The 26091-nt window shown below is 37.4% G+C and carries 28 protein-coding genes and 1 pseudogene; 19 read left to right on the plus strand and 10 right to left on the minus strand.

What is annotated here, in order from left to right; genetic code table 11:
- Positions 1-4: 4 nt before the first annotated feature.
- The 4 genes and pseudogenes from MKY46_RS00720 to MKY46_RS00735 all read right to left on the minus strand — a co-directional run bounded on the left by MKY46_RS00720 (position 5) and on the right by MKY46_RS00735 (position 3961).
- A pseudogene (locus MKY46_RS00720) lies at positions 5-1075 on the minus strand (ABC transporter ATP-binding protein).
- 83 nt (positions 1076-1158) lie between these two features.
- Positions 1159-2265 (minus strand): extracellular solute-binding protein, encoded by a 1107-nt coding sequence (locus MKY46_RS00725; RefSeq protein ID WP_036124955.1) that lies wholly within the window; start codon positions 2263-2265, stop codon positions 1159-1161.
- 199 nt (positions 2266-2464) lie between these two features.
- Positions 2465-3379 carry an EamA family transporter gene (locus tag MKY46_RS00730; protein ID WP_036124953.1) on the minus strand — a complete coding sequence of 305 codons (915 nt, stop codon included), beginning with the start codon at positions 3377-3379 and terminating at the stop codon, positions 2465-2467.
- Positions 3380-3397: 18 nt separating this feature from the next.
- A complete protein-coding gene (locus tag MKY46_RS00735) occupies positions 3398-3961 on the minus strand; it encodes a GNAT family N-acetyltransferase (protein ID WP_036124951.1) in 564 nt (187 codons plus the stop codon).
- A 338-nt stretch (positions 3962-4299) separates the two neighbouring features.
- Between MKY46_RS00735 and MKY46_RS00740 the strand changes: the two genes are divergently transcribed.
- From MKY46_RS00740 to MKY46_RS00765, 6 genes are all read left to right on the plus strand, one after another.
- Positions 4300-5247 carry a carbohydrate kinase family protein gene (locus MKY46_RS00740; RefSeq protein WP_036124949.1) on the plus strand — a complete coding sequence of 316 codons (948 nt, stop codon included), beginning with the start codon at positions 4300-4302 and terminating at the stop codon, positions 5245-5247.
- 20 nt (positions 5248-5267) lie between these two features.
- A complete protein-coding gene (locus MKY46_RS00745; protein ID WP_058843787.1) occupies positions 5268-5699 on the plus strand; it encodes a protein-tyrosine phosphatase family protein in 432 nt (143 codons plus the stop codon).
- A gap of 111 nt (positions 5700-5810) precedes the next feature.
- Positions 5811-6014: a PLDc N-terminal domain-containing protein gene (locus MKY46_RS00750; protein ID WP_004233126.1), complete on the plus strand. Its 204-nt coding sequence runs from the start codon at positions 5811-5813 to the stop codon at positions 6012-6014.
- Positions 6011-6895 carry an ABC transporter ATP-binding protein gene (locus MKY46_RS00755; RefSeq protein ID WP_036125076.1) on the plus strand — a complete coding sequence of 295 codons (885 nt, stop codon included), beginning with the start codon at positions 6011-6013 and terminating at the stop codon, positions 6893-6895. The genes MKY46_RS00750 and MKY46_RS00755 overlap by 4 nt, the downstream gene beginning before the upstream one ends.
- On the plus strand, positions 6892-7674 hold the full coding sequence (locus MKY46_RS00760) for an ABC transporter permease (RefSeq protein ID WP_036125077.1): 783 nt from the start codon (positions 6892-6894) through the stop codon (positions 7672-7674). The genes MKY46_RS00755 and MKY46_RS00760 overlap by 4 nt, the downstream gene beginning before the upstream one ends.
- An 832-nt stretch (positions 7675-8506) precedes the next feature.
- Entirely contained in the window at positions 8507-9211 is a 705-nt protein-coding gene (locus MKY46_RS00765) for a CBS domain-containing protein (RefSeq protein ID WP_036125082.1), read from the plus strand.
- A gap of 20 nt (positions 9212-9231) precedes the next feature.
- Here the strand turns inward: MKY46_RS00765 and MKY46_RS00770 are convergent, their stop codons facing one another.
- Complete coding sequence (locus MKY46_RS00770) at positions 9232-9951, minus strand: DUF421 domain-containing protein (RefSeq protein ID WP_080717103.1); 720 nt, start codon at positions 9949-9951, stop codon at positions 9232-9234.
- A gap of 102 nt (positions 9952-10053) precedes the next feature.
- Here MKY46_RS00770 and MKY46_RS00775 point away from each other — a divergent pair, with 102 nt between their 5' ends.
- Complete coding sequence (locus MKY46_RS00775; protein WP_036125084.1) at positions 10054-11259, plus strand: MFS transporter; 1206 nt, start codon at positions 10054-10056, stop codon at positions 11257-11259.
- A gap of 33 nt (positions 11260-11292) precedes the next feature.
- Here MKY46_RS00775 and MKY46_RS00780 read toward each other — a convergent pair whose 3' ends face one another.
- Complete coding sequence (locus tag MKY46_RS00780; protein ID WP_036125087.1) at positions 11293-11979, minus strand: histidine kinase; 687 nt, start codon at positions 11977-11979, stop codon at positions 11293-11295.
- A 567-nt stretch (positions 11980-12546) separates the two neighbouring features.
- Here MKY46_RS00780 and MKY46_RS00785 point away from each other — a divergent pair.
- The 10 genes from MKY46_RS00785 to MKY46_RS00830 all read left to right on the plus strand — a co-directional run bounded on the left by MKY46_RS00785 (position 12547) and on the right by MKY46_RS00830 (position 20944).
- Entirely contained in the window at positions 12547-14958 is a 2412-nt protein-coding gene (locus tag MKY46_RS00785; protein ID WP_036125089.1) for a Na+/H+ antiporter subunit A, read from the plus strand.
- Positions 14948-15370, plus strand: a complete 423-nt coding sequence (locus tag MKY46_RS00790) for a Na(+)/H(+) antiporter subunit B (RefSeq protein WP_036125091.1) — start codon at positions 14948-14950, stop codon at positions 15368-15370. Before MKY46_RS00785 ends, MKY46_RS00790 begins: the two co-directional genes overlap by 11 nt.
- 3 nt (positions 15371-15373) lie before the next feature.
- Positions 15374-15712 carry a Na(+)/H(+) antiporter subunit C gene (locus MKY46_RS00795; protein ID WP_036125094.1) on the plus strand — a complete coding sequence of 113 codons (339 nt, stop codon included), beginning with the start codon at positions 15374-15376 and terminating at the stop codon, positions 15710-15712.
- Entirely contained in the window at positions 15705-17210 is a 1506-nt protein-coding gene (locus MKY46_RS00800) for a Na+/H+ antiporter subunit D (protein WP_036125097.1), read from the plus strand. The genes MKY46_RS00795 and MKY46_RS00800 overlap by 8 nt, the downstream gene beginning before the upstream one ends.
- Positions 17210-17692, plus strand: a complete 483-nt coding sequence (locus MKY46_RS00805) for a Na+/H+ antiporter subunit E (RefSeq protein WP_036125100.1) — start codon at positions 17210-17212, stop codon at positions 17690-17692. Before MKY46_RS00800 ends, MKY46_RS00805 begins: the two co-directional genes overlap by 1 nt.
- Complete coding sequence (locus MKY46_RS00810) at positions 17692-17976, plus strand: Na(+)/H(+) antiporter subunit F1 (RefSeq protein WP_036125101.1); 285 nt, start codon at positions 17692-17694, stop codon at positions 17974-17976. The genes MKY46_RS00805 and MKY46_RS00810 overlap by 1 nt, the downstream gene beginning before the upstream one ends.
- Positions 17954-18313 carry a Na+/H+ antiporter subunit G gene (locus tag MKY46_RS00815; RefSeq protein WP_036125106.1) on the plus strand — a complete coding sequence of 120 codons (360 nt, stop codon included), beginning with the start codon at positions 17954-17956 and terminating at the stop codon, positions 18311-18313. Before MKY46_RS00810 ends, MKY46_RS00815 begins: the two co-directional genes overlap by 23 nt.
- Before the next feature lie 316 nt (positions 18314-18629).
- Positions 18630-19424, plus strand: a complete 795-nt coding sequence (locus MKY46_RS00820; protein ID WP_036125757.1) for a transporter substrate-binding domain-containing protein — start codon at positions 18630-18632, stop codon at positions 19422-19424.
- Positions 19425-19569: 145 nt separating this feature from the next.
- Entirely contained in the window at positions 19570-20229 is a 660-nt protein-coding gene (locus MKY46_RS00825; RefSeq protein ID WP_036125759.1) for an amino acid ABC transporter permease, read from the plus strand.
- On the plus strand, positions 20222-20944 hold the full coding sequence (locus tag MKY46_RS00830; RefSeq protein WP_036125761.1) for an amino acid ABC transporter ATP-binding protein: 723 nt from the start codon (positions 20222-20224) through the stop codon (positions 20942-20944). The genes MKY46_RS00825 and MKY46_RS00830 overlap by 8 nt, the downstream gene beginning before the upstream one ends.
- A 51-nt stretch (positions 20945-20995) precedes the next feature.
- Here the strand turns inward: MKY46_RS00830 and MKY46_RS00835 are convergent, their stop codons facing one another.
- Entirely contained in the window at positions 20996-22039 is a 1044-nt protein-coding gene (locus tag MKY46_RS00835; RefSeq protein WP_036125764.1) for a saccharopine dehydrogenase family protein, read from the minus strand.
- Entirely contained in the window at positions 22036-22740 is a 705-nt protein-coding gene (locus MKY46_RS00840) for a class I SAM-dependent methyltransferase (RefSeq protein WP_036125766.1), read from the minus strand. Before MKY46_RS00840 ends, MKY46_RS00835 begins: the two co-directional genes overlap by 4 nt.
- 99 nt (positions 22741-22839) lie before the next feature.
- Between MKY46_RS00840 and MKY46_RS00845 the strand changes: the two genes are divergently transcribed.
- Both MKY46_RS00845 and MKY46_RS00850 read left to right on the plus strand, forming a co-directional pair.
- Positions 22840-23892, plus strand: coding sequence for a response regulator transcription factor (locus MKY46_RS00845; protein ID WP_036125768.1), 1053 nt, complete (start codon positions 22840-22842; stop codon positions 23890-23892).
- 305 nt (positions 23893-24197) lie between these two features.
- Entirely contained in the window at positions 24198-25013 is an 816-nt protein-coding gene (locus MKY46_RS00850) for a metallophosphoesterase (RefSeq protein WP_089933967.1), read from the plus strand.
- Positions 25014-25028: 15 nt separating this feature from the next.
- On the opposite strand, the gene tatC is transcribed toward MKY46_RS00850, so the two are convergent.
- Both tatC and tatA read right to left on the minus strand, forming a co-directional pair.
- Positions 25029-25874, minus strand: coding sequence for a twin-arginine translocase subunit TatC (gene tatC, locus MKY46_RS00855; protein ID WP_089933970.1), 846 nt, complete (start codon positions 25872-25874; stop codon positions 25029-25031).
- Positions 25875-25885: 11 nt separating this feature from the next.
- Positions 25886-26089: a twin-arginine translocase TatA/TatE family subunit gene (gene tatA, locus MKY46_RS00860; RefSeq protein ID WP_036125774.1), complete on the minus strand. Its 204-nt coding sequence runs from the start codon at positions 26087-26089 to the stop codon at positions 25886-25888.
- Positions 26090-26091 lie beyond the last annotated feature (2 nt).

The raw sequence follows: 26091 nt of genomic DNA on the forward strand, positions 1-26091 counted from the left end.
CCTCCTATTCCCCTAATAAGTACAGTGAATCATGAGCCATATTGATTGTAATGTCTTCACCGATTTTCTTTATTTGGTCATAAGAATTAATAATCATTACTTTAAGTGAAAATGCCGTAAAATCTACAATGTAATTGACGCTAATACCTGTAAATTCAACAAATGTAATTTTTCCTGTTAACGTATTATCACCAGTACCTAGTTGAATAGACTCCGGTCGAATAGAAATAAACACTTTGTCTCCAATCATATGCGTTAAAGAGGGGGAGCTTTATTGCTTTCGCCCAGTCAAAAGATGTCCATTTAAGGTTCTCACTTGTACATTTTCACCATTAATGGCTTGTATAGTGCCTTCGATTAAATTGGTTTCACCAATAAAGTTAGCTACAAAACGATCTTCAGGCTGATGATAAATTTCTTGAGGAGTCCCAATTTGCTTGATCAAACCATTCTCCATGACCATGATTCGATCCGACATAGCCATTGCCTCCATCTGATCATGGGTAACGTAAATTGTTGTAACGCCAAGCTCAGATTGAATTCGTTTGATTTCAATACGTGTTTCCTCACGCAATTTAGCATCTAGATTGGATAGAGGTTCATCCAGTAATAAAATATCTGGCTCAATTACAAGCGCTCTAGCTAAAGCAACCCGTTGTTGTTGTCCACCAGATAGTTCATTTATTTTTCTGTTACCATAAGCTGCTAGATGTACTTGTCCTCTAATGCGGTCAACCTTGTATTGAATTTCGGTCTTTGAAAATTTCCGCACTTGTAAACCAAAGGCAATATTTTCATCAACCGTCATATGAGGAAAAAGAGCATAATTTTGAAATACCATACCGATATTGCGTTTATTGGGCTGAAGTCGAGTGACATCTCGATCGTCAAAAAGAATTTTACCTTTAGAAGGGTAATAAAAGCCTGCAATCATCCTTAAAGTGGTTGTTTTGCCACAGCCGCTAGGACCGAGAAAAGTAAAAAATTCCCCTGCTTTTATTTCAAGATTTATATCATTCACGCCATACACTTGACCAAATTGCTTTGAGACATTTTCAATTTTGACACTTCTCAATCATAAACTCCTCTCTAACAAAGAATGCAGATGATACAGGAAGGTAAAAATTCGCAGCACAAGTCGAATTTTTACCTATTTTATTATTTGCCGCGCCCTTTTACATTGTTATCCCAATATTCCATCCATTCAGCTTCTTTGTCAGACATTAGCTGCCAATCAATATCGAACGTTTTTAAATCTAATTCCTGATACCATTCTGGCATGGAAGCCTTATCGATATCAGAACGTGTAGGAATTTGATAATAATCGTTCGCCAATTGTGTCACCATTTCTTTTTCAAATAAGAACTCTACAAATAGTTTTGCATTGTCTAAGTTTTTCGCATTGTTTACAACGGCTACACCATCTACTAAAATAGGTGCACCACTTTTTGGATAAATATAATCAAAAGGATAATCAGTCGTATATTTCTTTAATAAAATATCTTGCAAATTCCATAAAGAAACACTACCTTCTTGTCGTGTTAGCTTTAAATATAAGGCATTAGGATCTTGTGTATACTCCTTTGTATTAGCATCTAATTGTAATAACCATTCATAGCCTTTATCAGGTGAATCGTCTCCCTGTCGTACAATCATAGAGGAATAAATTGTGCGCATTGTACCTGACGCAAGCACACCTCTAATTAGAATTTGATCCTTCCATTTAGGATCTAATAGGTCATCCCAGTCCTGAGGCCCTGTTTCTTTTGTCAGTAAATCACTATTAATCATAATGACCTCTGGTAGCAACATCTCACCAAACCAACGTCCATCTGCATCTTTGTGTGAGGCATCAATGGCACCGATAAAGCTAGGCTGCCAAGCATGCAATAAGTCTTCATTTGCTCCAACAATGAGAGCGGATTGCGTTCCACCCCACCAAAAATCTGCTTGAGGATTGGCCTTTTCACCGCGGAGGCGCTCTAAAATTTGCTGTGCCCCCATCGTTAAAAACTCGACCTCAATGTCTGGGTATTTTTCATTAAACTGATCGATCACATTTTGCACCATTTCTTCATCACGACCTGTGTAAATGACAAGCTTTCCTGAAGGTGTCGTTGCTGCCACTTCTGTTTTATCACCATCAGATGTTTTGTCTTTATTTGCTGCACCATCTGTAGAATTTTGCTGATTATTGCCGTTACAAGCAGCTAAAGCTAAAAACATCAACACAAGGAAAAAACCAAGAATGCGGGTTTTTTTCATCATCTTCTCCTTTCATAAAGTAAGGTACTTGCATATTGCAGTATAATACGAAAGGATAAGATTAATGTTAGAATTATTAAAAAATTACATTTGCCTTCATCATAGCTAAGTACTTAACAGTAAGCAATGCGATTTCAGCAAAATTCAAAAAAACTCCTTAAAAAGGAATCATTCCATTTTTAAGGAGTTTTTTGTCGATTTATGAATGGGCTTCTAATAAGCTGTCTTTTTGTTGCCGTTGTGCAATAATGGTTGGCAGCATCATACCAGCAATAACGAGAATAATCCCTACGATTTGTACAGCGGTTAAAGGTTCATGTAGAACAATAACCGAAACTGTAACGGCAACTGGTAATTCGATGGCACTTAAAATGGAAGCTAGCGCACCACCGACTTTAGGAATAGCGATTGAAAATAAGTAAATTGGTAAAATGATACCGAAAAGACCTAGTGCTAGTCCAAATTTCCATAAGCCTTGCATGAATAATTGGCCATTCCAAATAACCTCAGGGCTAAGGAAAATACTAATCATAATAAGGGCTACGAAGGAAACGATTAATACCCGAGAAGTCGTAGTAACTCCCTCGACAGGCCGCGAATTGAATTGAATGAAGCAAGCAAAGGTAAAGGCTGCTGCAAAGCCAAATAGCCACCCTTGGATAGGGATGCCACTTAAATCTACATTTAATACACCAGCAGCTAAAATAGTTCCTGCAAATAAGATAATGATCGAAATTACTTCAGGTCGACTGGGTAATCTTTTGTGTAGGGCACAATCAATTAGCAGACCAATCCATGTAAATTGGAATAGCATGACTACCGCAAGAGAAGCGGGTAGATATTTTAAAGATTCTCCATACACTATTCCTGTCGTCCCAGTAAAAATTCCAGCACAAATTAAAATAAGTAAGCCCTTTTTGGATGGACTCGGTAATTTTCTGTCTGTAAAAATAAAAATGGCTACAACGAGTAAAAAGCCAATTATATACTGACTTGATACTGCCTCTGATGTTGTAAAGCCATGCTGCATAGCTACTTTGACAATCGTTGACAATATACCGTAGCTACTAGAAGCAATGACAATCAAAAGAGGGTAAATAAAATTTGTTTTCATATATAAATATTTCACTTCCTAAAACTGTTTCACCATGTGATGGAATGGCTCATCGATTATGGACCATGGCTCTGTAATAACAAAGCCCAAACGCTCATAAAGTCGGCGAGCATCTTCTTTTTGGGTTTCAACATTTAATGATAATTTTGTATAGCCGCGCTGCTTTGTTAGCTCTTCGGCAAATTGTAATAGCAATGTTCCAATTCCTTTACCTCGTGCTTCTGGTGCTACGCAAACAGTATCGATATATGCCTCATCTTCATGTGCTTCTTGATCAATGACAATGGATGTAGCGTTTTTTGCTTCTAGCCATTTAACAAGGTTAGCATCCATGTGAACGGCTTGTGCACCGTGATAATAAACGAGAATCCCTAATATTTGCTCTCCTTCAGTAGCGACAAAGGTATTTAAATAAGAATGTCGATTGTCGTCACGTTGAAAAAGAATTGTCAGTTCTTGTATAACAGCTTCAGCTGATTTCTCGCCAGTTAAGCGATTAGCAATTTCACCAATTGCATCGATAATAAGAGGCACAACGGCATGGGCATCATGTGGTTGCGCTTGTCGAATTGTAATACTCATCTTGATAATCCCTACCTTTCTATAGGCAAGTATAACAAAGATAGAGATTGACTCAAATTTTATAGCCCACTAACAAAAGTAAAACCCATTAGCTTAATCCAGCAGGTGTTCAACAAAACACTAAATTAAAACAATGGCTCTAGCTGATATCAAAGATTTTGAAAAGAGGCTTGTATGATGCAGATCAGTCAACCGTTGTCACAGGATAGACAGACAGTTATAGATTCACTTCTACTCGTCAGCTCGGAAATATTTGGACGCAATGACGCCCCGGCGTCATTGATAGAATGACAATTTTCGTGTTAATCTATAATGACTAGACATTTTGGAGGACAATCATGACAAAGCAAGAGAAGGATTTTATATTAGTCTATGGAGATGCTTTTATTGACTATATTGCTGATGATGTAACAAACACATCATTTACTAAATATATGGGTGGTGCAACGGTAAATGTTGCAGCTGGTATTAGCCGAATTGGGGCACCGTCGGCATTAATTACTATTACAGGGGATGACGAAGGCTCTCAATTTGTGCGAGATGGGCTTGCCCAAGAGGGTGTACAACTGGATTATGCCGTATTTAATCCAGCAAAGCGAGTAAGTGGCGTATATGTGCATCTTACAGAAGCGTGTGAGCGGATTTTTAAAGATTATGTTGATGAAACACCCGATTTACAAGTGGAACCATCACAGCTAAATGAAGCAGCTTTTAAACATGCTTCGGCTTTAACAGTATGTTCAGGTACTATGTTCCATCCAACAGCACTTGCCACAACGCGAGCTGCTGTAGAAATGGCAAAGGATAAGGGTGCAATTATTGCAATGGATGCCAATATTCGACCGCTACGTTGGAGCAGTGAGGAAATTTGTCGAGAGACGATTACATCATTTTTTGAGGATGTTGATATTTTAAAGGTTACGGATGATGAATTATTCTTCCTGACAGAGACAACTACCTTAGAAGAGGGCATTGCACATCTCAATAGCTATTTAGTGCCTATTATCTTAATCACAGTAGGAGAAAATGGTACTTATGCTGTACTTAATGGTGAGGTTCTCCATGTGCCGACGGAGAAGGTAGTACCTGTAGATACGACAGGTGCGGGCGATGCATTTATGGCAGGCGTACTACGTGATGTCCATTATAATGGCTTACCTACAACGCAAGAAGAACTCGTGCGCTGTACAAGCTTCGGCAATAAATTAGGAGCTTTTGCTGCCACAAAAGCAGGTGCATTAACTGCCCTACCATATTATGAGGACATTAAGCATTTACTAAAATAAACATGTGGGATGTGGAGAATATGGAAAAGAACTACGATGCTTTAGTAGAAGATCGACTATTCTTTGGTGGCGCAAAAGACGCTGAGACTGCATTTGCACAAGAATCCGTAAATATTGTGATAGATGTTCGTGTTCAAGGGCTTTCCACACAAGAGCAGCAAACAGTTCCTTATTCTTATAAACATTTGCCAATTGCAGATGAAGAGATTGAGGTAGCATCATCTATTCAACAAGTAGCGAAAGAAATTGCATCAGCCTTCGAGGACGGGCAAAAAGTATATATTCACTGTGGAAGTGGTGGCGGACGTGCAGGTGTTGCCGCCGCAGCCGCATTAATGGAGCTGGGAATGGTTAATTCATTAGAGGAAGCAGAAGCAGCAGTTAAAAAAGCTCGTCCACAAGTATCCATTCGCCCAAAAATGGAAGATGCATTGCAACAACTATATAAATAAAAAAAGATGTACCTATTAGGGTGCATCTTTTTTATTAAATTTTATTTTGTTCTATACATATTAGAACAAAGTTGTTATAGTTAATATATAACAAATGATGAGGTGATCTGTATGATGGAGGAATTAGCAAAGGTTCCATGGGCGGTTATCGCACCGCTCATCATCGTTCAAATTATATTAATGATCGTAGCGCTTATTGATCTGCGTAAAATCCATGCCACAAATGGTCCTAAAATTTTATGGGTATTTATCATTCTATTTGCCAATCTATTAGGGTCCATTGCGTACTTTATAGTAGGGAGAAAGCAGTCATGACAACATTACTTCAAGTTACAGGCTTGACCAAGCAATTTGCAGAGCACACAGTTGTAGATAATATTCATTTCGTGTTAGAAGAAAAGACTTCAACAGCTTTAATTGGACCAAATGGAGCTGGCAAGACAACAACTTTATCTATGTTAACAGGGCTCTTAAAACCGACTGCTGGAAGTGTAAGGATGTTAAATGGAGATTTACGTGCGAATATAGGGTTTTTACCTCAGTATCCGCAGTTTCATCCTTGGCTAAGTGCATTAGAGTTTACAGAAATGGCTGCTAGGTTGAATGGTGTAGCAGCCAAAAAAGCTAAATTAGAAGCACAAAAAACATTAGAGTTCGTAGGGTTGGGGGATGCGCTACATAAAAAAATAGCCACTTTTTCTGGGGGAATGAAGCAACGTCTTGGTATTTCCCAGGCAATTGTGCATAAGCCTAAATTACTGCTATTAGATGAACCAGTTTCAGCGTTAGATCCCGTTGGACGCAGAGAAGTGCTCGATTTATTAAAAGGTTTACAACAAGAGACAACCATTTTATATTCAACGCATATTTTAAATGATGCGGAAGAAATGACAGACCAGCTATTATTTTTGCAAAATGGAAAACTAGTGGAACAGGGTACATTACGTGAGGTACGGCAACGTTTTGATGAGCAAAACTATGTAATTGAATTTGGCAGTGAAGAAGAGGCGAAGCTTTTTGCGGATCCATCCTATACTATAATCGGTTGTTATGTGTATATTGAGGTTGTGAATGAGGAGCCAACGATGAAGGAGCTGCTACAACGTTTAAGTGCATGTCCTTATACCATCCGAAAAGTGGAGCGACAAACAGCATCTCTGGAAGAAATTTTCATGAAGGTGGCGAAAAAAGCATGAGTGGATTCAAAGTACTTCTGCAAAAGGAATATAGAGAAGCATGGCGGAGCTGGAAATTTTTATGGATACCTCTCGTGTTTGCTTTGCTTGGAATGAGTGATCCACTAACAAACTATTATATGATGGATATATTAAATGCTGTTGGGAATGTACCTGAGGGCTTTGAAATGCTAATGCCAGAATTAGTGCCAGTTGATTTACTCCAAGCTTCTATTGGACAGTTTCAAACAATAGGCTTACTGGTGATGATGGCTTCATTTGTAGGGGCTATTAGTAAAGAACGAGCAAGTGGCATGGCTACCCTCTTATATGCACGGCCCATTTCATATGGTGCCTACTTTATGAGTAAGTTTATTGTTATAGGCACAGTTTGTTTTGTAAGTATTTTAGCTGGCTTTGCTGCAAGTGTATATTACACAAGCATATTATATGGAACTTTGGACATTGGAGCACTACTAATTAGTTTTTGTACGTACTATATTTGGCTGTTATTTGTAATAGCTGTCTCATTACTGATGAGTGCTAGTTTTAAAACGGTTATAGCTACTACATGTGCATTTACGGTGATCTTTGTAGGGCAAATCGTAGATATGATAGTGGGAATCTTTTGGACAATATCTCCTTGGAAACTAGCGAGCTATGGAATTTTGCTAGTACGAGGAGCAATGGACATGTCAGACTATTGGTGGAGCCTAATAATCACTGTGGCATTAACAATTATCTGTATTAGCATTGGGATCGCGATGATGAAAAGAAATGCGTCTATGGCAAAAATCTAAAAAAGATAAAACGGTAAAAACCAGTTTGCGATGAGTTTTTACCGTTTTTTATTTTTAAATCATCCCACGATTTATAAGCAGTATCAGCCCGACAAAAAACATAATCCAAGAAAGAGCAGAACTTATACTTTGATCAAAAAGTGTTTGAATTTTTCTTAAGGGTTGATTCATAAATCCACAGAATAAAAGATGTAAAACAAGTAGAATGATTCCTTGTGTAACCACTAAGTTAATGAGATCTATTTCGGCAGCTACAAAAATTTGCTGTCGGAAAGCTTGCTTTTTATCTTGTTATGGATTCGAAAGCTGGATGAATTTCTGGATAAGGGACTCTGTTAGCCCTCCCTCAATAGCCGAAGCGTTCTTTAATCCAAGTATGGCACTCTCCATCTGTTGTCATTTCTTTTGTTCCTCCGCTATAAAAGTTAACTTGTTTGCCACGCCCATGAATTATTTAGTAGAGTTTGAATTTCTTTTAATTTGAATCCTGATGCCTTTAAAAATACGATTTGTTGGGGCATTTTCACCGTAAATCCTCTGTCCATCCTCCGTCTTTGCTGTTGGAAGTAACAGTCCAATCTCCTCACAGTAAGCCAGTTTGCTTGGAAACATGGTGAATCGTCAGCAGAATAACTAATACCCCTCTCTGTTACAGCCAGTATATAAAATAACATTACGTCACTTTCAAGGGGGAATTGTTAATTCATTTCTATATTTAAAAACTACATTCTTGGAATCTCTATAACTTAGGAATATAATGGGTGTGTAACTCGAAATTTGTCAAATAACTCGGAAAATATATAGATGAATAGAGAAAGAAGGTACAAGAAAAGTGGGGACTGAAAACTCCGATCGTTTCCTGACAGCGTTTAATCGAATAGATCATAGATTACGAGATATTGTAGGAGCCAAGGATTTTATGGCTTTTTATAGACTGATTGATCAAGCAAAGAAAAAGGATGTCTTGGTGAAGAAATATGAGGATGATTTACGCTCATATGCCGACTTACGTAATGCTATTGTGCATCACCGTACTTCCTTACATTATGTCATTGCAGAACCACATACCGATGTTGTAGAAAGAATTGAATACATAGATGCTACCCTTGCTAAGCCAACGCTTGTGGGACAAATGTTCCGTAAAAGAGTACTGGTTTTTCAGGAAAACGATTCATTGAAACATGTACTAAAAGTGATACGCCAACGCAAATTTACGCAGTTCCCAGTTTATTATAATAAGCAATTTAAAGGGCTTATCACGACAGTAGGAATTACGAATTGGCTTGCTTCAAAAATGGGTGGTGACCATCTACCAAAAAGGATTCCTACGTTGCATGATATTTTAATGCATGAGAAAAATAGAGTAAATTACAAATTTGTCAGCAGATCTTTAACGATCTATGAGGCTGAGGAGATTTTTAAACAAGGGGTCGAAAGGGGAAGGCGCTTCGAGGCCTTACTAATAACAGAGCATGGCGAACCACATCAAAAATTACTAGGTATCATTACACCATTAGATATAGTAAAGATCGACTAACAAAGAGACGAGACAAACAATTACGGGCTTGAATGTCTCGATTTGTCTTTTAGGCTAATGTATAAGGATCCATTTGTTTGGACTTGAGCAAAATAAACTTCTTCTACTGATTGCACATTTTGTTTTTTCAATTTTTTCAATACCCAATCTTCTGTTAGCTCAAGCTCAACTATATTTTCTGTAATAAGTTGACCATCCGAAATGACTTCCGTAGGCAGATAAGTAGGTGGTGATACATCCGCTTTCACATCTTGCTTCGTAGCCACTTGCTCAGAAGTTTTTTGTAAAACACTGAGTTTACCATTTGTTTCTAACATAGCATATTCAACATCCTGTACAGAGAAAATGGCTTGTTCACGTAGCATCATTGTTAGCTCATCTAAATGAAGACGATTTTTTTGTAGAGCTGATTCTAATATAAGCCCCTTTTGAATAACGATGGTAGGTTTATCATCGATGAGAACACGAGCCTTTTTAGATTTAATGGTAATGACGGTCATCAAATAGGTTAAAGCACTCCACCAAACGAGGGATATCATACCATCTAAAAAAGGTGTTTCTTCCTGTGAGGCTATTTCTGAAGCAATCGAACCAAATGTAATACCTGTAATATAGTGGAAGAATGTTAACTGGCCCAATTGTTTTTTCCCAAGTATACGTGCCAGAATGAGTAATGCAAAAAACGAAAGTGTTGTTCGAAGAATCATTTCCCAAAAGTGAGCATGAATAAAGCTTTCCATGCATATATCAACTCCTTTTACAGCTGTCGAACTATAGCTTGTGCAAAATGGTCGATAGTATGCGACAATCCTGTATAAACAAAATATGAGCGAGGTGGCAACATGAATAAACAATTAAATTTAACAAATCCAATCTATCCAATTATGGTTGCAATCGGTGTTGCTCACCTTATCAATGATACGATGCAAGCTGTTATCCCAGCGATGTTTCCGATATTTAAGAGTGAATTAGGTTTGACCTTTACACAAATTGGTATGATTTCTTTTGTTTTAAACATATTTGCTTCTGCATTACAGCCTGCTGTAGGCTTTATCAGTGATAAAAAACCAATGCCCTATGCTTTACCAATAGGTATGATTAGTTCTTTTATAGGTATCGCCATTATCGCGTTTACAACACAGTATTGGATTATTATTATTGCGGTATTATTTATCGGCTTTGGTTCAGCTATATTTCACCCTGAGGGATCGCGAGTTTCATTTATGGCAGCTGGTTCTAAAAGAGGACTTGCTCAGTCTATCTATCAAGTAGGAGGAAATTCAGGACAAGCTCTTGCACCGTTAATTAGTGCGTACATCTTTGATATTTTCGGGCAGCGTGGTGCTGCAATCGTATTAGTCGTTGCAACGTTTGGTATCATTTTATTGAGTAAAATAGCTACATGGTATAAAAAACAATTGGAGCAAGAGCGTATAGCGAAGAAAAAACGTGTACTAATCTCAACATTGCCTCCTTTAACAAAGAAACAAGTAGGAATTGCGTTAACATTATTATTTACAATTATTTTTGCACGATCATTTTATACAACAAATATAACAAGCTTTTATGTGTTTTATTTGATGGATCACTATGATGTCAGCCTGCGACTAGGACAAATATTAATATTCACCTTCATGGCATTCGGGGTAGTAGGTACATTTTTCGGAGGCTCTTTATCAGATCGTATTGGTAGAAAGAATGTCATTATTCTTTCTGTGGTAGTGCCAATGCCATTTTGTTTAGCATTGCCCTATGTACCATTATGGGCCGCTATGATATTTTTAGTCATTATCGGTACATTGATTATGATTAGCTTCTCCGTAACGGTAGTCTATGCTCAAGAGCTAGTACCAACAAAAATTGGTACAATGGCTGGCTTAACAACGGGCTTTGCCTTTGGTATGGGAGCAATAGGTGCGATGGTTATCGGCATTTTAATGGATCATAAAGGGATTGATTTTACTATGATGGTCGTTTCCTTATTACCGTTATTATTGTTGATTGCCTTCTTTTTACCGAAGGATAAACCAGCATCTACTGCAGTTTAAAAAACGCGTCCTCTTTAAGAGGTACGCGTCTTTTTATTGTCTTAATGGAGCTAAAAATTCTGCTGGCAACTTCTCTTGATCGATCACGTAGCCCTCTGAAATATGAACTTCATGCATTTTATCATTGTAAGTAAATTTAAAGATGCCATTGTCAAAGTCCGTGCCAATTTCCTTGAAAAATATACCTTCGATGGATACATATTTAGGGCAAGTAAATGCTACTTTAAAGTGATCCTGCTCTTTAATTAAGTAAGCACGTACTCCTTTTTCATATGTTTCATTTGCATCATCGTCTGTTGGACGTTGAACAGCCACAATATGAAAGTCTACAAAAGGAACTTCTTTTAACAGTACGTTTAGGAAAGAACCTTTAGTGATTTCCTCCCAACGACTTTGTGCGCTTTGCCCTACGATAATTTGTGAAATACCATAACTCTTTGCGACTTCTGCAATAACTTTTTGAATGGGGCGTTTTTCATTATCTTGCAAAATGAATTTTTCAACCTCAAGTTCATCTGATAGCTTCTTCCATTGCTCTATATAACTAGATTTTTCTGCGTCAAATGCATCAAGGGGTTGCGAATCGACTGAAAGAATATAGAGTGGACAATCTAGCATTGTGGCCATCTTATGACCACGACGTATTAAACGTTCGCCATTTAAGCCGTAGTAAACACAAACTAATATACTTTCATCCAAACGCCCTTTTACATGCTTCATAAAAAATGTACACCTCTTATCTGTTGGTATTTTGTTAATTTCACTGTTGTATCGAAAAAATTATCCTAAAACAGCTAAAATTGATGCTGTTACAGTGCATTATGCTCATTTATATTGTATACTTAAAAACGTATAAAAGTTAACGGAAATATATTGGAAAACCCTTGAAGGATTAAGCTTAAATCAATAATTTAAAATTATTTAATTTATGCATTATGTGCATCTGAGCAAAATTGCTTTCATATGCCACACTATTATGCAGTGTGTTAAATAGATAGTCAAGTGTCTTCATTGTACTGATATAACCTAAGTTACAACTGTATAAATTATCTGATTTTCCACAAGTTATTTAGGCTTGCATCGGGTTAGAAGTGACTAAATAACTAACATAACCATTTTTGATAAACGACAAGGCACTTTTTCACACCCCACCACATTCCATTTAAAAAATTTCAAGAATAGATCTGATATGTTACTTAGCTTGAACAAATTTCTAGAGTCTTAGCACTTACCATTCCAATCACCACAAAAATTTGCTAGATGATTTTGATAGTAGGAGGTTTTCATTTGGTTACTGTTCTCATCGCAATACTTTTGCCAATTGTTTGTGCTGCACTAATCCCATTGCTTTATAGGCGACTAAGGCGTGTCACACATCTTGGCTGGTTTGTTTTATCTGTTCCACTTATCTTGTTTCTTTTACTCGCGCGCTATATTCCTCAACTTGCCGAGGGTAAAACATTTATCCATACATATGAGTGGATTCCCTCTTTTAATATAAATTTCACAACTTACCTTGATGGACTCAGTATGATTTTTGGTTTACTGATTACAGGAGTAGGTAGTTTAGTCATTTTATATTCTATTTTTTATTTATCAACGAAAGAATCTCTTCATCATTTTTACTGCTATTTATTACTATTCATGGGCGCTATGCTTGGCGTTGTTTTTTCAGATAACCTAATGGTATTATACACATTTTGGGAACTAACAAGTGTGTCATCATTCCTATTAATTGCTTTTTGGCACCATAGAAAAGCATCTCGCGCAGGAGCTAAAAAGGCGATGATGATTACAGTCTTTGGTGGTCTATCGATGCTTGCAGGCTTCTTAATGCTTTACGTGGCCTCTCAAACATTTAGTATTCGTGAAATTGTAGCTAATGTAGAAGTAATACGTGATCATTCTCTGTTTACGCCAGCGCTAATTTTAATTTTACTAGGAGCTTTTACAAAGTCTGCTCAATTTCCATTCCATATTTGGTTACCGGATGCTATGGAAGCACCAACACCTGTTAGTGCTTACTTACACTCAGCGACAATGGTTAAGGCAGGAATTTATTTAGTTGCCCGTTTTTCACCAGTCTTTGGAGGAGAAGCCATTTGGTTCTGGCTAGTCAGTGTCGTTGGTCTAATTACACTATTCTGGGGTTCCTTTAATGCTGTTCGTCAAACGGATTTAAAAGCTTTATTAGCTTTTTCAACAGTGAGTCAGCTGGGCTTAATTATGAGCCTATTTGGTCTTGGATCTGTTGGTCATTATTATGGCTATGCAGAGAATTCTATTCTCTATACACAAGCAAGCTTTGCGGCGTTATTTCACCTTGTGAATCACTCGACATTTAAGGGAGCCTTATTCATGATGGTTGGAATTGTCGATCATGAAGTAGGTACTCGTGATATTCGCCGTTTAGGTGGCTTAATGTCTTTAATGCCTATAACATTTACAATCGCAGTTATCGGTAGCTTCTCGATGGCAGGATTACCGCCATTTAATGGTTTCTTAAGTAAGGAAATGTTTTTTGCTGCGGTATTGGCTATTCGAGATGTAGAGGCATTCTCAATTGCTGATGTAGGGCTGTTTTTCCCATTAGTAGCATGGGTGGCAAGTATCTTTACATTTGTTTACAGTTTGATATTAATTAGCCGTACATTTTTGGGTAAACTACAGCCAGAGAAGATGGATAGAAAACCACATGAAGCTCCGTTTGGCATGTTAATTTCACCAATAATCTTATGCTTGTTGGTAATAGGTATCTTTTTCTTCCCAAATGTGCTAGGTCACTATATTTTAGAGCCTGCTATGGCAAGTATTTATCCTACATTCCCAACAACAAGTGAATTAACACCACATGTCCATGCGTGGCATGGCATCAATGCGGAATTAATAATGACGCTAGGTGTCATTATTATTGGGATAATCTTATTCAAAACATTAAAAAGCTGGAAGCCACTTTATCGCCTATTTTCACAAAAGTATACGTTTAATACGTATTACAATCGAATAATTGAGATGAGTGAAAGCGGCTCTAAGAAGCTCACTAGTAAATATATGACAGGTAATTTAACACATTATTTTGTCTATATATATGTATTTTTCGTTGCACTTATTGCTGGTTATTTTATTTGGTCAGACGCAATGACCTTTCATTTTGACATGGACTCTGCTGTTGAATACTATGAGCTAATTCTTGTATTTGTCATGATTTTTGCAGCAGTTTGGATGATTTTTGCAAAAGGTCGTGTGACAGCTATGTTGTTAAATGGTGTATTAGGTTATTCCATTGCCTTCTTCTTTGTCATTTTCCGTGCACCAGATCTAGCTTTAACACAATTGGTTGTTGAATCGGTAACAACGGCTTTATTCCTGTTGTGCTTTAAATATTTACCAGATCTAATGCCGGAAGCTCCTCGCAAAAGGATTCAATGGTCAAAAGCGATGATCTCCATTTTTGTTGGGGCAACCGTAACAATGGTTGGATTGGCAGTCGTACACTACGATCGCTTTGAACCAGTGTCCACTTACTTCAATGATTCCTATGAATTAGCTGGGGGTTCCAATATTGTCAATACAATTCTAGGGGATTTCCGTGCCTTTGATACGATGTTAGAGGTTGTTGTTCTTCTGATTGCTGGCTTAGGGGTCTATATGTTGACAAAGCTTAAGCCACGAAAGGAGGAAGCAGATCGTGAAAATTAATGATGTGATATTAAGGACGGTCACAAAGACAGTCGTGTTCATTATTTTAACACTTGGCGTGTATTTGTTCTTTGCTGGACATCACGCGCCAGGTGGTGGCTTTATAGGTGGCCTCGTGTTAGCTTCTGGCATTGTTTTATTATACTTAGCCTATGATATTGAGACTGTGCATAAAGGAATGCCATTTGACTTTAAAAAGGTTGCAGCATTAGGCGTATTGCTTGCAACTGGAACTGCAATAGGTTCGTTGTTTTTCGATGTGCCGTTTTTAACACAGGCCTATACGTATATTGATGTGCCGATATTTGGGAAAATGGGTTTTTCAACCGTAACCATTTTTGAAGCGGGTGTAGCTTTAACAGTGGTGGGTGTTGTCGTGACAATTATTTTAAGTATAAGTGAGGATGAGTAGCCAATGGAGTCTTTAATACTTGTTTTAGTAGGTATATTAGTAGCTGTTGCAACGTACTTAATCCTCTCGAAACAGTTATTGCGTGTTATATTAGGCACTGCTGTTTTATCACATGCTGCCCACTTACTGATTCTGACAATGGGAGGTCTTAAAAAAGGAGCTGTACCATTATTAGGGGAATCAGAGGGCCCTTATACAGATGCGTTACCACAAGCGTTAATTTTAACAGCTATTGTGATTAGCTTTGCTGTTACTGCATTTGTTTTAGTTTTAGGCTATCGTGCGTACAAGACAAATGGTTCAGGGAATTTTGATGAATTGAGAGGTACGCCGGATGAGTAATATAATTGTCTTACCATTAATTGTACCGGTAATTACAGCTATTTTACTGGTTTTTTTAAAAGAGCATGTGATGTTACAACGTATCATCAGCTTATTGACATTAAGCTTTATTGTTATTATTAGCATTATTTTATTGTTAGAGATTCAACATCAAGGTATATTGCGAATTGATTTTAGTGGCTGGGCTCCGCCATTTGGTATTTCATTTGTGGCAGATTCATTTGCAACATTATTAGTGTTAGTTGCTAATCTTGTGGCCGTTATTTGTATACTATATGCAATTTTTACGATGGAGTTAAGGTATGAAAAAATGTATTTTTATCCATTTACCTTACTCATGGTAGCGGGCGTTAACGGCTCATTTTTGACGGGCGATATTTTTAACTTATTTGTATGTTTTGAAGTAATGCTGCTTGCTTCCTATGCACTTATTAGCTTAGGTGGCGAGAAAATTCAACTGCGTGAAGCATTGAAATACGTGCTCATCAATATTGTGGCCTCTTGGATTTTCTTAGTGGCGTTAGCTTTCCTATATGGCACAGTGGGTACATTAAACATGGCCCATATATCTGTTCGTGTGATGGAGGCAGGGACTAATCCCCTTATTACAACAGTGGCGCTTATTTTCTTAATTGTCTTCAGCTTGAAGGCTGGACTTTTATTATTCTTCTGGTTGCCAGGCTCCTATAGTGTACCACCAACTGCTATTGCTGCTTTATTCGCTGCTTTATTAACAAAGGTAGGGATTTATGCACTTGTACGTACTTTTACATTGCTTTTCCCTAACAATACGGAAGTCACACACATGGCACTCGGCATAATGGCTGGAGTCACGATTATAGCAGGCTGTATCGGCGCTCTTTCAGGACGAGATGTCAGAACGATTGCCTCCTACAATGTGCTGATTGGTGTTGGCTTTATAGTAGCTGGTCTAGCGATTGGTACAGAATCAGCCTTGCAAGGCGTTGTCTACTATTTAATGCATGATATGGTAGCCAAGGCTATGCTGTTTTTAGCAATTGGTATGATGATTTATGTCACTGGGGAAACGGTAATAGATAAAATGAGTGGACTTATACGAAATTATCCTTTTTTTGGATGGTTATTCTTTGTAGCTATGTGTTCTTTAGCTGGTATACCGCCATTAAGCGGTTTTCTAGGAAAAGTTTTAATTGGACAAGGTGCGATAGAAGGTGGCAATTTTGTTCTATTAGGTCTAGGATTTTTCTCTAGTTTAATTGTTTTGTATTCACTGCTACGAATATTTCTTTCTTCCTTTTTTGGAGAAACCATCATTAGTATAGAGGATGAAAAACCTTTACCAAAACGTATTCTGCTACCATTAACACTATTGGCTGCATGTACACTCGGTTTAGGTATTGGGGCTGAAAAATTGGCACCTTTTGTAACAGATGCAGCGGAAACACTTTATACACCATCTATTTATATTGATGCTGTTTTAGATGGTGATTTATGGCAAGGTGAGGTGAATAAATAATGGCGATGCAGTTTATCTTAAATTTATTTATCGCAACACTTTGGTTACTTTTACAGGATGAAGTGACACCACATTTTTCGACATTTTTAATGGGCTTTATTGTAGGTATGGGTATTTTATATGCGATGCATCGCTTTTATGGCACCCAATTTTATTTGCGACGTGTCTTTTCAATCTTAAAATTATTATGGCTGTTTAATTGGGAGCTATTTTTATCAAGTTATAGCGTTATAAGACAAATAACTACTCCAAGGCTTAACATTACACCTGGTATTTTCACGTATAAAACGGTACTTAAGGGCGATTGGGAGATTACAGCTCTTGCCTTACTGCTAACGTTAACACCTGGCTCTGTAGTGATGGAAGTATCAGAAGAGGGCGATGTCTTTTATATCCATGCCATGGACATTGAGCAGTCTAAGGATGCTGTCATACGCTCAATTGGGAAATTTGAACAAGCAATAATGGAGGTGACACGCTAATGATTACCAATATTCTACTGCTAGCGCTTGCTTTTTTTAGTATTTCCATTGCGCTGTCGCTGTATAGAGTCATCCGTGGTCCATCAATGCCTGATCGAGCCATAGCTCTCGATACAATTGGTGTAAATCTATTATCGGCCATTGCGATTGTTTCGATTATTTTAAAGACGAAGGCATATTTGGAGGCCATTCTTATTTTAGGTATTTTAGCGTTTATTGGTACAATTGCCTTTACCAAATATATTGAAAGAGGTGTGATTGTTGAACGTAAATCAAATGATTGAATGGGCGGCCGTCATCCTTATTTTGATAGGTTCAATAGTGAGCGTTATTAGCGCATTTGGCATGATTCGCTTACCAGATGTGTATACACGATCACATGCTGCTACGAAAAGCTCTACATTATCAGTGTTAACTTGTTTACTAGGTACGTTTATCTATTTTTGGGTGCATGATGGTTTTGTCAGTGTACGCCTCATTTTAGGTATTCTTTTCGTCTTTGTAACAGCACCAGTTGCTGGACATTTAATCTGCCGCGCAGCTTATCGTTCGCATGTTCCATTAGCAGAAGGCTCTGGAGAGGACGAGCTAAAGACAAAGTTGTTTCCTGAGGAAAAATAAATTGGAGGACCTCCATTACATTGGGGGTCTTTTTTTATTTATTTTTAATTCAATATTTATGGGATAATTGTTGTGCTTTCGGAAAATAGTATAGTAAAGAGCAATTGAAATATAAATAAATTGACTTATCTGAAAATTATGTATATAATAATTCGCTAAAATATTTTTAGTTTATCTTGATTATTATTTCAAAAGAGTATATCTTAATTAGCAGATAGATTTTTTATTCTTAAGTATGAATAAATATCCAATCAACTATTTTCGAGAAATGAATTCTCATACACAATAAATTATAAATAAAAGGAGATCAATGATTATGAAGAACAAGTTATTCATGGTAATGCTTGTACTTGTTATAGGTGTACTTGCAGCATGCGGCACTAAAGATAATAATGCAAGCGATACAGGATCTAATACTGATACAGGGAACAAGCAAGTATTAAAGGTTGGTACTTCAGCTGACTATGCTCCATTTGAATATGTTGATGCAGCTAAAGGTGAAGAAATTATTGGATTTGATATTGATTTAATCAAATTAGTTGGAGAAAAAATAGGCGTTGACATGCAAGTGCAAGATATGGACTTCAACAGTTTAGTACCAGCATTACAAGCAGGGAAAATTGATGTAGTTATTTCGGGTATGACACCAAACCCAGATCGTGAAAAAGTGGTTGATTTCTCTGATCAATACAATGAAACAGAGCAAGTAATCATTGTTAAAAAGGATAGCGGCATTAAAAAAGAAGCTGACTTGGCTGGAAAAAAGATTGGTGTACAAACAGCATCTATTCAAGAAAATTTAGGTAATGATATTGCAAAAAAAGTAGATGTAGCAGTAGAAGGACGTACACGTATCCCTGAGATTATTCAAGATATGATGTCTAAACGCTTAGACGCAGGTATTTTAGAGGGTGGCGTTGCGAAAGGTTATTTAAAAACAAATGACCAATTAGAAGCCTTTCCTGTAGAAGAACAACCGGAAGATTTCAAAGCGATCGCAGTTCCAAAGGGCAGCGATTTGAAAGATAAAATTAACAAAGCACTAAAAGAATTAGCAGAAGAAGGAAAAATTCAAGAGTTAGAAGAAAAATGGTTAGAAAAAGTTGAATAATTAAAGCGTGCGATAGCTCTTATTTGGGCTATCGCTTGTGCTTTTCTTCTCCCCTATAGAGAGGAGAGTTTTCTATGCTCGACGTTTCACCTTCTGTATAAAAAACAATAGCTGTATCAAGATGAAAAAGAAAGGAGGGAGCGCTGTGAATTTAGATTTTACGGCGATTGTTCCCTCTATTCCTTATATTTTAAAAGGGATAGGTGTTACACTTCAAATTGCAATCGGTGCATCCATCATCGGTTTTATCGTAGGTATACTACTGGCATTATGTAAAATTGGTAAGGTCAATGTTTTACGTTGGTTTGCTGATTTCTATACGTCGATTTTCCGTGGTACACCACTTGTATTACAATTATTGATTATTTATTATGCAGTACCACAATTACTGGATATTCAAATTGAACCAATTCCTACAGCGATTATTGCATTTGGTTTAAACTCTGGTGCTTATATTTCAGAAATTATCCGTGCTGGTATTAATGCAGTGGATAAAGGGCAAATGGAAGCTGCACAAGCACTTGGAATTCCATATGCAAAAATGATGAAGGATATTATTATTCCACAAGCAGTAAAAAATATTTTACCATCTTTAGTTAATGAATTTATTACATTAAATAAAGAAACAGCCGTTGTGACGGTAATCAGTGCATTAGATATTATGCGTCGTGCCTATATTGTAGGAGGTTCAACATACCGTTATCTTGAGCCATTACTTTTTGCGGGAGTAATTTATTACCTTATGACGCTTGTTTTAACGTTCCTTGGTAAACGAATCGAGAAAGGAATGAGAAAAAGTGATTAAAATTGAAGATTTACACAAATCATATGGGCAAAATGAAGTACTAAAGGGTATTTCTACAGAAATCAAAGAACAAGAAGTAATCGCCATTATTGGACCATCAGGATCTGGTAAATCGACATTCCTTCGTTGCTTAAACTTATTAGAAATCCCCACGAGTGGAAAGGTAACAATTGCAGGGGATGTCCTTACGGATAAAGGGACAAATATTATGAAAATACGTGCAGAAGTAGGAATGGTATTTCAGCATTTCCATCTCTTCCCTCATAAAACAGTACTAGAAAATTTAACATATGCCCCAATCAATGTGAAGGGGTTAGATAAAACAGCTGCTATCAACAAAGCAGAAGAACTACTGAAGAAAGTAGGACTGTTTGAGAAGCGCCAGGAATATCCAAACCGATTATCTGGGGGACAAAAGCAACGTGTTGCCATTGCGCGAGCACTTGCGATGGACCCTAAAGTTATATTATTCGATGAGCCTACATCAGCACTTGATCCTGAAATGGTAAAAGAGGTATTAGCAGTTATGAAAAGCCTCGCAGATTCAGGTATGACCATGTTGATTGTGACACATGAGATGGGCTTTGCTCGTGAGGTTGCTGATCGTATTCTTTTCCTTGATGGTGGTAAGCTCATTGAGGATGCTCCACCAGAATTGTTTTTTACAGCACCATCAACACAGCGTGCAAAGGATTTTTTGGAAAAAGTTTTATAAATAATCAGAGGCATTTAGCTCTCCCGTATAGGCGAGTGCTAAATGCTTTTTTTATTGGGAAGAAAATGTGAATTGAGCTTGTAATGTTTCTAGTGTAAACAGTTCCTCAATATGATAAGTTCCAAAAGGATGCTTGTTGTTCAGGAGTTCTTTAGCAATCGCCGTTGCAACTTTTGCTGTCACGAGAGATTCATCACGGTCAAGAAAGTCTAATGTAAAGACTGCTTCTTTATGATGTTTTTTCCCAATGGCTTCTACGTGAATGCCACATACCTCTGAGCCAATTTTTATTTTTTGAATGAGAGAAGCGAGTGTTGTTTGTATTTTGTTGAATTTTAACAATTTTGCAATTCGGCTTTTTTGCAAAAAGGATACGAACCAATTGAGTGACTCTACATCAAAGCCCAATCTTGTCATGATTGGAATAGTAGGGAAATGCTTTGCTAATGTATGTTGGTCTGAGAAGTTGAATTGGTACACACTACGTTTTCCAAGCTCTTTAAACGGAACTTTTCTCCTATTAGTAAAATTAGTGGTTTTTTTATTTTTATAACTATAAAACGGAATGTTTAGTTGGTGTAATATCCAGAGAATAGCCGCGTTTCCATGTGTATCGCCTGCTCCTAGTAGGATAGAAATATGGAGTTTCTCGATGGAGGCTAATTGCTGTGCAGCATGCATAGCCATTAAATTAGTCAATCCAGGTGCCATACCAACACTAAAAACGGCTGTTGCATTATTCTGTTTAGCTATTGGATGGAGTTCCTCTAATTTTTTTAGGAAGGCATAGCTTGCCGTAATATCGATATACATAATCCCTTCCTTCAAGCAGAGAAGTGCAAATGCAGTATCTTTTTGCTCTAGACACATAATGACAAGTGCTACATTGGCTAATTGCTGAGCGTTTACGGTCTTGGACACATCCATTTGGATAGGCTTAGCAAGATGATGGTGTTGTGCGCAAAATTGTTTTGCCTTTTCAAAGCTTCGACCTGCAATCCATATTTTGTTTGGATAGCTTGTGAGTAGCATAGTTGCCATTTTACTACCGACTTCACCATAGCCTCCGACAATTAAAATATTTTCTCTGCTCATTTATTTACCTCTTCCTTCGTGGCTACTAATGCATCGACTAAATATGATTTAAAATAGGGAACAATCTTTGTGAAGCCGACCTCATGTAGTAAGTCAATCAATAATTCAAGTTTAATTGGATAAATAGTTGAGCCAAAGGACTGCTCAAAACGTAACCAATCTTCTTCGGAAATATCATTTTGGTACATGGAATTTCGCCAATACTTGAGCTGCTGTTGGCATATTGTGTCTGTCATATCAGCATTAATAGAAGAAATGAATAAGACGCCCCCATTCTGTAGGCTTGTTGCCAATTTTTGCAGTAGTGCCCTTTTTTGTTCGAGATCCTTTATAAAATGTAAAACCAAATGGCAGGTAGTAACATCATATGGATGGTGGAATCTGAGGGAAAGTACATCATCCTCATACCAATCAATATGAAGGTCTTGATCAAGCTGCTGTATGCGCTGATCAGCAGTCTGTCGCATGATTGTTGAAGTATCAACGGCTGTAAAATGTGAGGAAGGGAAGGCTTCTCCTAGAGTAAGAAGTTCCTGACCTCCGCCAGCACCTACTACTAAAGTGTTATCAATGACAGGGTGACCACGAAGTATATCTGTCATCATGTTATAGATGAGGTCATAGCCTATAATTTTTTGTCGAATGGTATTTTGATAAGTAGATACAATGGGACTGTGCCAATCATGTAGTGGATTTTTCATTTTTATACCTCCGTGTTGTACAATATAATTAATAATTATTCTCAATTATAAATACTTATGGAGAATGTGCTATCCCATAATTCTGGGGGGAGGAGTTTTATGAGAAATTGTCATGATTGGCAAAGGAGATCAGAGAGATGTATAAAAAATAGTCAAAATTCATTTCAATATCGACAAATGATGGTAGAAGAATTACGGAAATTCATTGATTTTGATGCCTATTGCTGTTCAGTGACAGATACGCAAACCCTTTTTTCGATCGGTGCTGTAACAGAGCAATCGATTGAGGATGTTCATCAAAAAATAATGACTTTTGAATATGCATTTGAAGATGTGAATAACTATAGAAAGCTAGTGGAAAGTGGCCAATGTATAGGACGATTAAGTGATGCAAGTAGTCAGAGCTTGCGTTATAGGGAGATATTAGTGCCCAATGGCTTTAGCGACGAAATTCGAGCTGCATTAATGTTTCAGGGGCAATGTTATGGCTTTTTAACCCTTTTTAAAAAGATGAAAAATGCACAGTCCATCTTTCAAGATGATGAGCTAGAACAAATAAAAATACTCATGCCAGTGATGGGAGAGGCATTAAAGGCGTTCTACCATTCAATTATTGAAGAGCGGCTGTCAACAGAAGCAGGAGAGAGTGGCATCGTTATTTTAGATAAGGATTATCATATTTTATCTATGAGTACGAAGGCTTCTCAAATACTAGCACTTTTAAGAAGTAATGAAGGCTTGTCGGATGGGCAATTACCCAAGCCCATACAGGCATCCTGCGCTAAGTTACAGGCTGAAGACAATACACCTATTTCCTTACTAGTGCCTATCCATGACAAAGGATATATTACAATCCAAGCTTCTTTTCTTATGACAACCGATTTACAGCAGCAAATAGCCATTTTATTAAATGAGGCGTCTCCTAAAGAGATGTTGGCTTTTTTACTAACTGCTTATCAACTCACACCTAGAGAAAAAGAGGTAGTAGTGGAAATGATGAGGGGCATACCAACAAAGGTGATTGCATATAATCTTGGCATTTCTAGCTACACTGTACAAGATCATTTAAAGCTAATCTTTCAAAAAGTAGGTGTGGGAGACCGTAATGAATTAGTCTGGAAGATATTCTCCCGTTTTCAAATGAATGAATAGAATACAATAAAAATCTGCATATTTTTGTTGTTTTGAAAAGATGACAAGTTTCAATCTGATTGAATTGAACTAAGTAGTGAAGCGAAGATTTAAACATGTAATTATAGCCGCAGTATATCATGTGAAAGTTAAATAACATTAGTTGAAATATGCGTAAATACCTATTGTGACGAATCCGATTTAGATGGATTTTGTGCATTTTATTTATTTATAGTGCATATGCTTACAATCACTCTGTTTTTTGCTTATAATAAGGAAGTCAGAGTTTTCTCTGAACAAAGTAGCCGCAAAGTGAGCGATTGCGATTGAAAAAATTATTATATAGTGTATGCTTTGTTGTGTTTATAGTCATTTTTTTGTACGTAAACAATCACTGGCTAGTCGTAAGTAAGCATGTGTTCGAATCAGAAAAAGTGCCTGCCAGCTTTGAAGGGCTACGCATTGTACAGGTATCGGATTTACATGATGCCCTCTTTGGTGACAATCAGCAAAAGCTGATTGCAAAGGTTAAGGATACAAATCCTGACTATATCTTTATCACAGGTGATGTGATAGATAGCAATCGCTACGATTTAAAGCAAAGTCTACAGGCAGTAAAAGGACTAGTTGAAATAGCGGATGTTTATTATGTACTGGGCAACCATGAAGTAGCGACGAATAAGGTTGATGAAATTTATGAGGCGCTGTCATCGTTAGGGGTACATATACTGGCCAATGAATCGACCGTACTAGAGCGCAACGGGGAGCGCTTGGCGATTGTTGGAATTGAGGATCCGTTAATGGGTAGATCCACGGAAGACATGCTAGACATAGCAACAGCTTATTTACCAAACGATATGTTTAAGCTGTTACTGGCACATCGACCTGAGGTGTTTAATACGTATGTAAAGTATCACATGGACTTAGTATTTTCGGGACATGCGCATGGTGGGCAAGTTCGTATTCCTGGACTTGGTGGACTTGTTGCGCCAGGACAGGGGCTGTTTCCAAAATATACAGCTGGTGTCTACGAAGCAGGATCGACTGAAATGGTGGTTAGTCGTGGGCTAGGTAATAGCTCAGTACCATATCGCATTTTTAATCTCCCGGAAATTATTGTGATGGAATTAAAGAAAAAATAAGCACTGCGTTAAACTTTACGCAGTGCTTTCAATTTGTTTACGTTCTGTACGTCTCACAAGATAGATACTAATTTCATACAAAATAATCATAGGTATTAATACGAGTAGCTGACTGATAAAATCGGGTGGCGTGATAACAGCAGAGCCTACGCCCATTGCGATATAAGACCAGCCTCGTATTTTTTTCATGGATTCAGCAGTTAGTACACCAATGGCTGATAAAAAGAGAGCAACAATGGGTAACTCGAATAATAAACCGAGCGGTACGGTGGTCATGATTAAAAAATGCAGATATTCACTAGCTGATACCATAACATTGAAATTGGTAGCTCCGAGACTTACTAAGAAGGTATAGCTAAGTGGATTGACAACAAAGTAGCCAAAAGCTATTCCTATTAAAAAAAGAACTAGCATAATCGGTGCATAGAGACCTAAAAATCGACTTTCCTCTTCCTTTAAGCCAGGCTTTACAAAGCTCCACAGAAAATGAACGAGAAAAGGCATTGCAAGACCAAATGCTAAAGTAGTAGAAATAGTCATATAAAATTTAACAACCTCAAGCGGCCCTAAAATAACGAGAGAATGACCTCGAGTTATGAATGGAAACCAAATATTTATAGTCGAAAAGACTACAATAAAAAATAAAATGAAAATTGTTAGCCCTTTTATAATTTGCTTACGCAGCTCAGAAAGATGTTCCAATAATGAGGTAACAGGTATCAGAGGTTCATCTGCTACATGATCTTCTTCAATTGCTACTACAGGTATTTCAGCTAAAGCCTCCACGGGTGATGGAAGCTCAGCTTGTGGTTTATCAAGAGGGCTTAAATATTTTCTTTTTCCGTCTTCATATGGATCCATAGGAACCCCTCCTACGAAGCATCAGATTTTTTTTCGACCTTTTTCTCGGAATCGTCCTCATCATCCATAAGCCCTTTAGTAGACTTTTTAAATTCTGCAAACGTTTTGCCAACTGCTCCGCCGATTTCTGGCAATTTCTTCGGACCAAATACAATTAACACAATGACCAAAATAATGATTAATCCAGGTACTCCAATTGCTCCAAGACCTCCCATAA

It is taken from the genome of Lysinibacillus sp. FSL M8-0355 (genome assembly GCF_038008985.1).
Taxonomy (GTDB): Bacteria; Bacillota; Bacilli; order Bacillales_A; family Planococcaceae; genus Lysinibacillus; species Lysinibacillus fusiformis_D.

Bases quoted from the DNA above. Each gene is read 5' to 3' on its own strand.
- MKY46_RS00795 (WP_036125094.1), top strand. From the start codon at position 15,374: ATGGAGTCTTTAATACTTGTTTTAGTAGGTATATTAGTAGCTGTTGCA.
- MKY46_RS00735 (WP_036124951.1), bottom strand. From the start codon at position 3,961: ATGAGTATTACAATTCGACAAGCGCAACCACATGATGCCCATGCCGTT.
- MKY46_RS00750 (WP_004233126.1), top strand. From the start codon at position 5,811: ATGATGGAGGAATTAGCAAAGGTTCCATGGGCGGTTATCGCACCGCTC.
- MKY46_RS00740 (WP_036124949.1), top strand. From the start codon at position 4,300: ATGACAAAGCAAGAGAAGGATTTTATATTAGTCTATGGAGATGCTTTT.
- MKY46_RS00840 (WP_036125766.1), bottom strand. From the start codon at position 22,740: ATGAAAAATCCACTACATGATTGGCACAGTCCCATTGTATCTACTTAT.
- MKY46_RS00725 (WP_036124955.1), bottom strand. From the start codon at position 2,265: ATGAAAAAAACCCGCATTCTTGGTTTTTTCCTTGTGTTGATGTTTTTA.
- MKY46_RS00810 (WP_036125101.1), top strand. From the start codon at position 17,692: ATGATTACCAATATTCTACTGCTAGCGCTTGCTTTTTTTAGTATTTCC.
- MKY46_RS00805 (WP_036125100.1), top strand. From the start codon at position 17,210: ATGGCGATGCAGTTTATCTTAAATTTATTTATCGCAACACTTTGGTTA.
- MKY46_RS00775 (WP_036125084.1), top strand. From the start codon at position 10,054: ATGAATAAACAATTAAATTTAACAAATCCAATCTATCCAATTATGGTT.
- MKY46_RS00730 (WP_036124953.1), bottom strand. From the start codon at position 3,379: ATGAAAACAAATTTTATTTACCCTCTTTTGATTGTCATTGCTTCTAGT.
- MKY46_RS00745 (WP_058843787.1), top strand. From the start codon at position 5,268: ATGGAAAAGAACTACGATGCTTTAGTAGAAGATCGACTATTCTTTGGT.
- MKY46_RS00755 (WP_036125076.1), top strand. From the start codon at position 6,011: ATGACAACATTACTTCAAGTTACAGGCTTGACCAAGCAATTTGCAGAG.
- MKY46_RS00760 (WP_036125077.1), top strand. From the start codon at position 6,892: ATGAGTGGATTCAAAGTACTTCTGCAAAAGGAATATAGAGAAGCATGG.
- MKY46_RS00820 (WP_036125757.1), top strand. From the start codon at position 18,630: ATGAAGAACAAGTTATTCATGGTAATGCTTGTACTTGTTATAGGTGTA.
- MKY46_RS00845 (WP_036125768.1), top strand. From the start codon at position 22,840: ATGAGAAATTGTCATGATTGGCAAAGGAGATCAGAGAGATGTATAAAA.
- MKY46_RS00800 (WP_036125097.1), top strand. From the start codon at position 15,705: ATGAGTAATATAATTGTCTTACCATTAATTGTACCGGTAATTACAGCT.
- MKY46_RS00780 (WP_036125087.1), bottom strand. From the start codon at position 11,979: ATGAAGCATGTAAAAGGGCGTTTGGATGAAAGTATATTAGTTTGTGTT.
- tatC (WP_089933970.1), bottom strand. From the start codon at position 25,874: ATGGATCCATATGAAGACGGAAAAAGAAAATATTTAAGCCCTCTTGAT.
- MKY46_RS00770 (WP_080717103.1), bottom strand. From the start codon at position 9,951: ATGGAAAGCTTTATTCATGCTCACTTTTGGGAAATGATTCTTCGAACA.
- tatA (WP_036125774.1), bottom strand. From the start codon at position 26,089: ATGGGAGGTCTTGGAGCAATTGGAGTACCTGGATTAATCATTATTTTG.
- MKY46_RS00835 (WP_036125764.1), bottom strand. From the start codon at position 22,039: ATGAGCAGAGAAAATATTTTAATTGTCGGAGGCTATGGTGAAGTCGGT.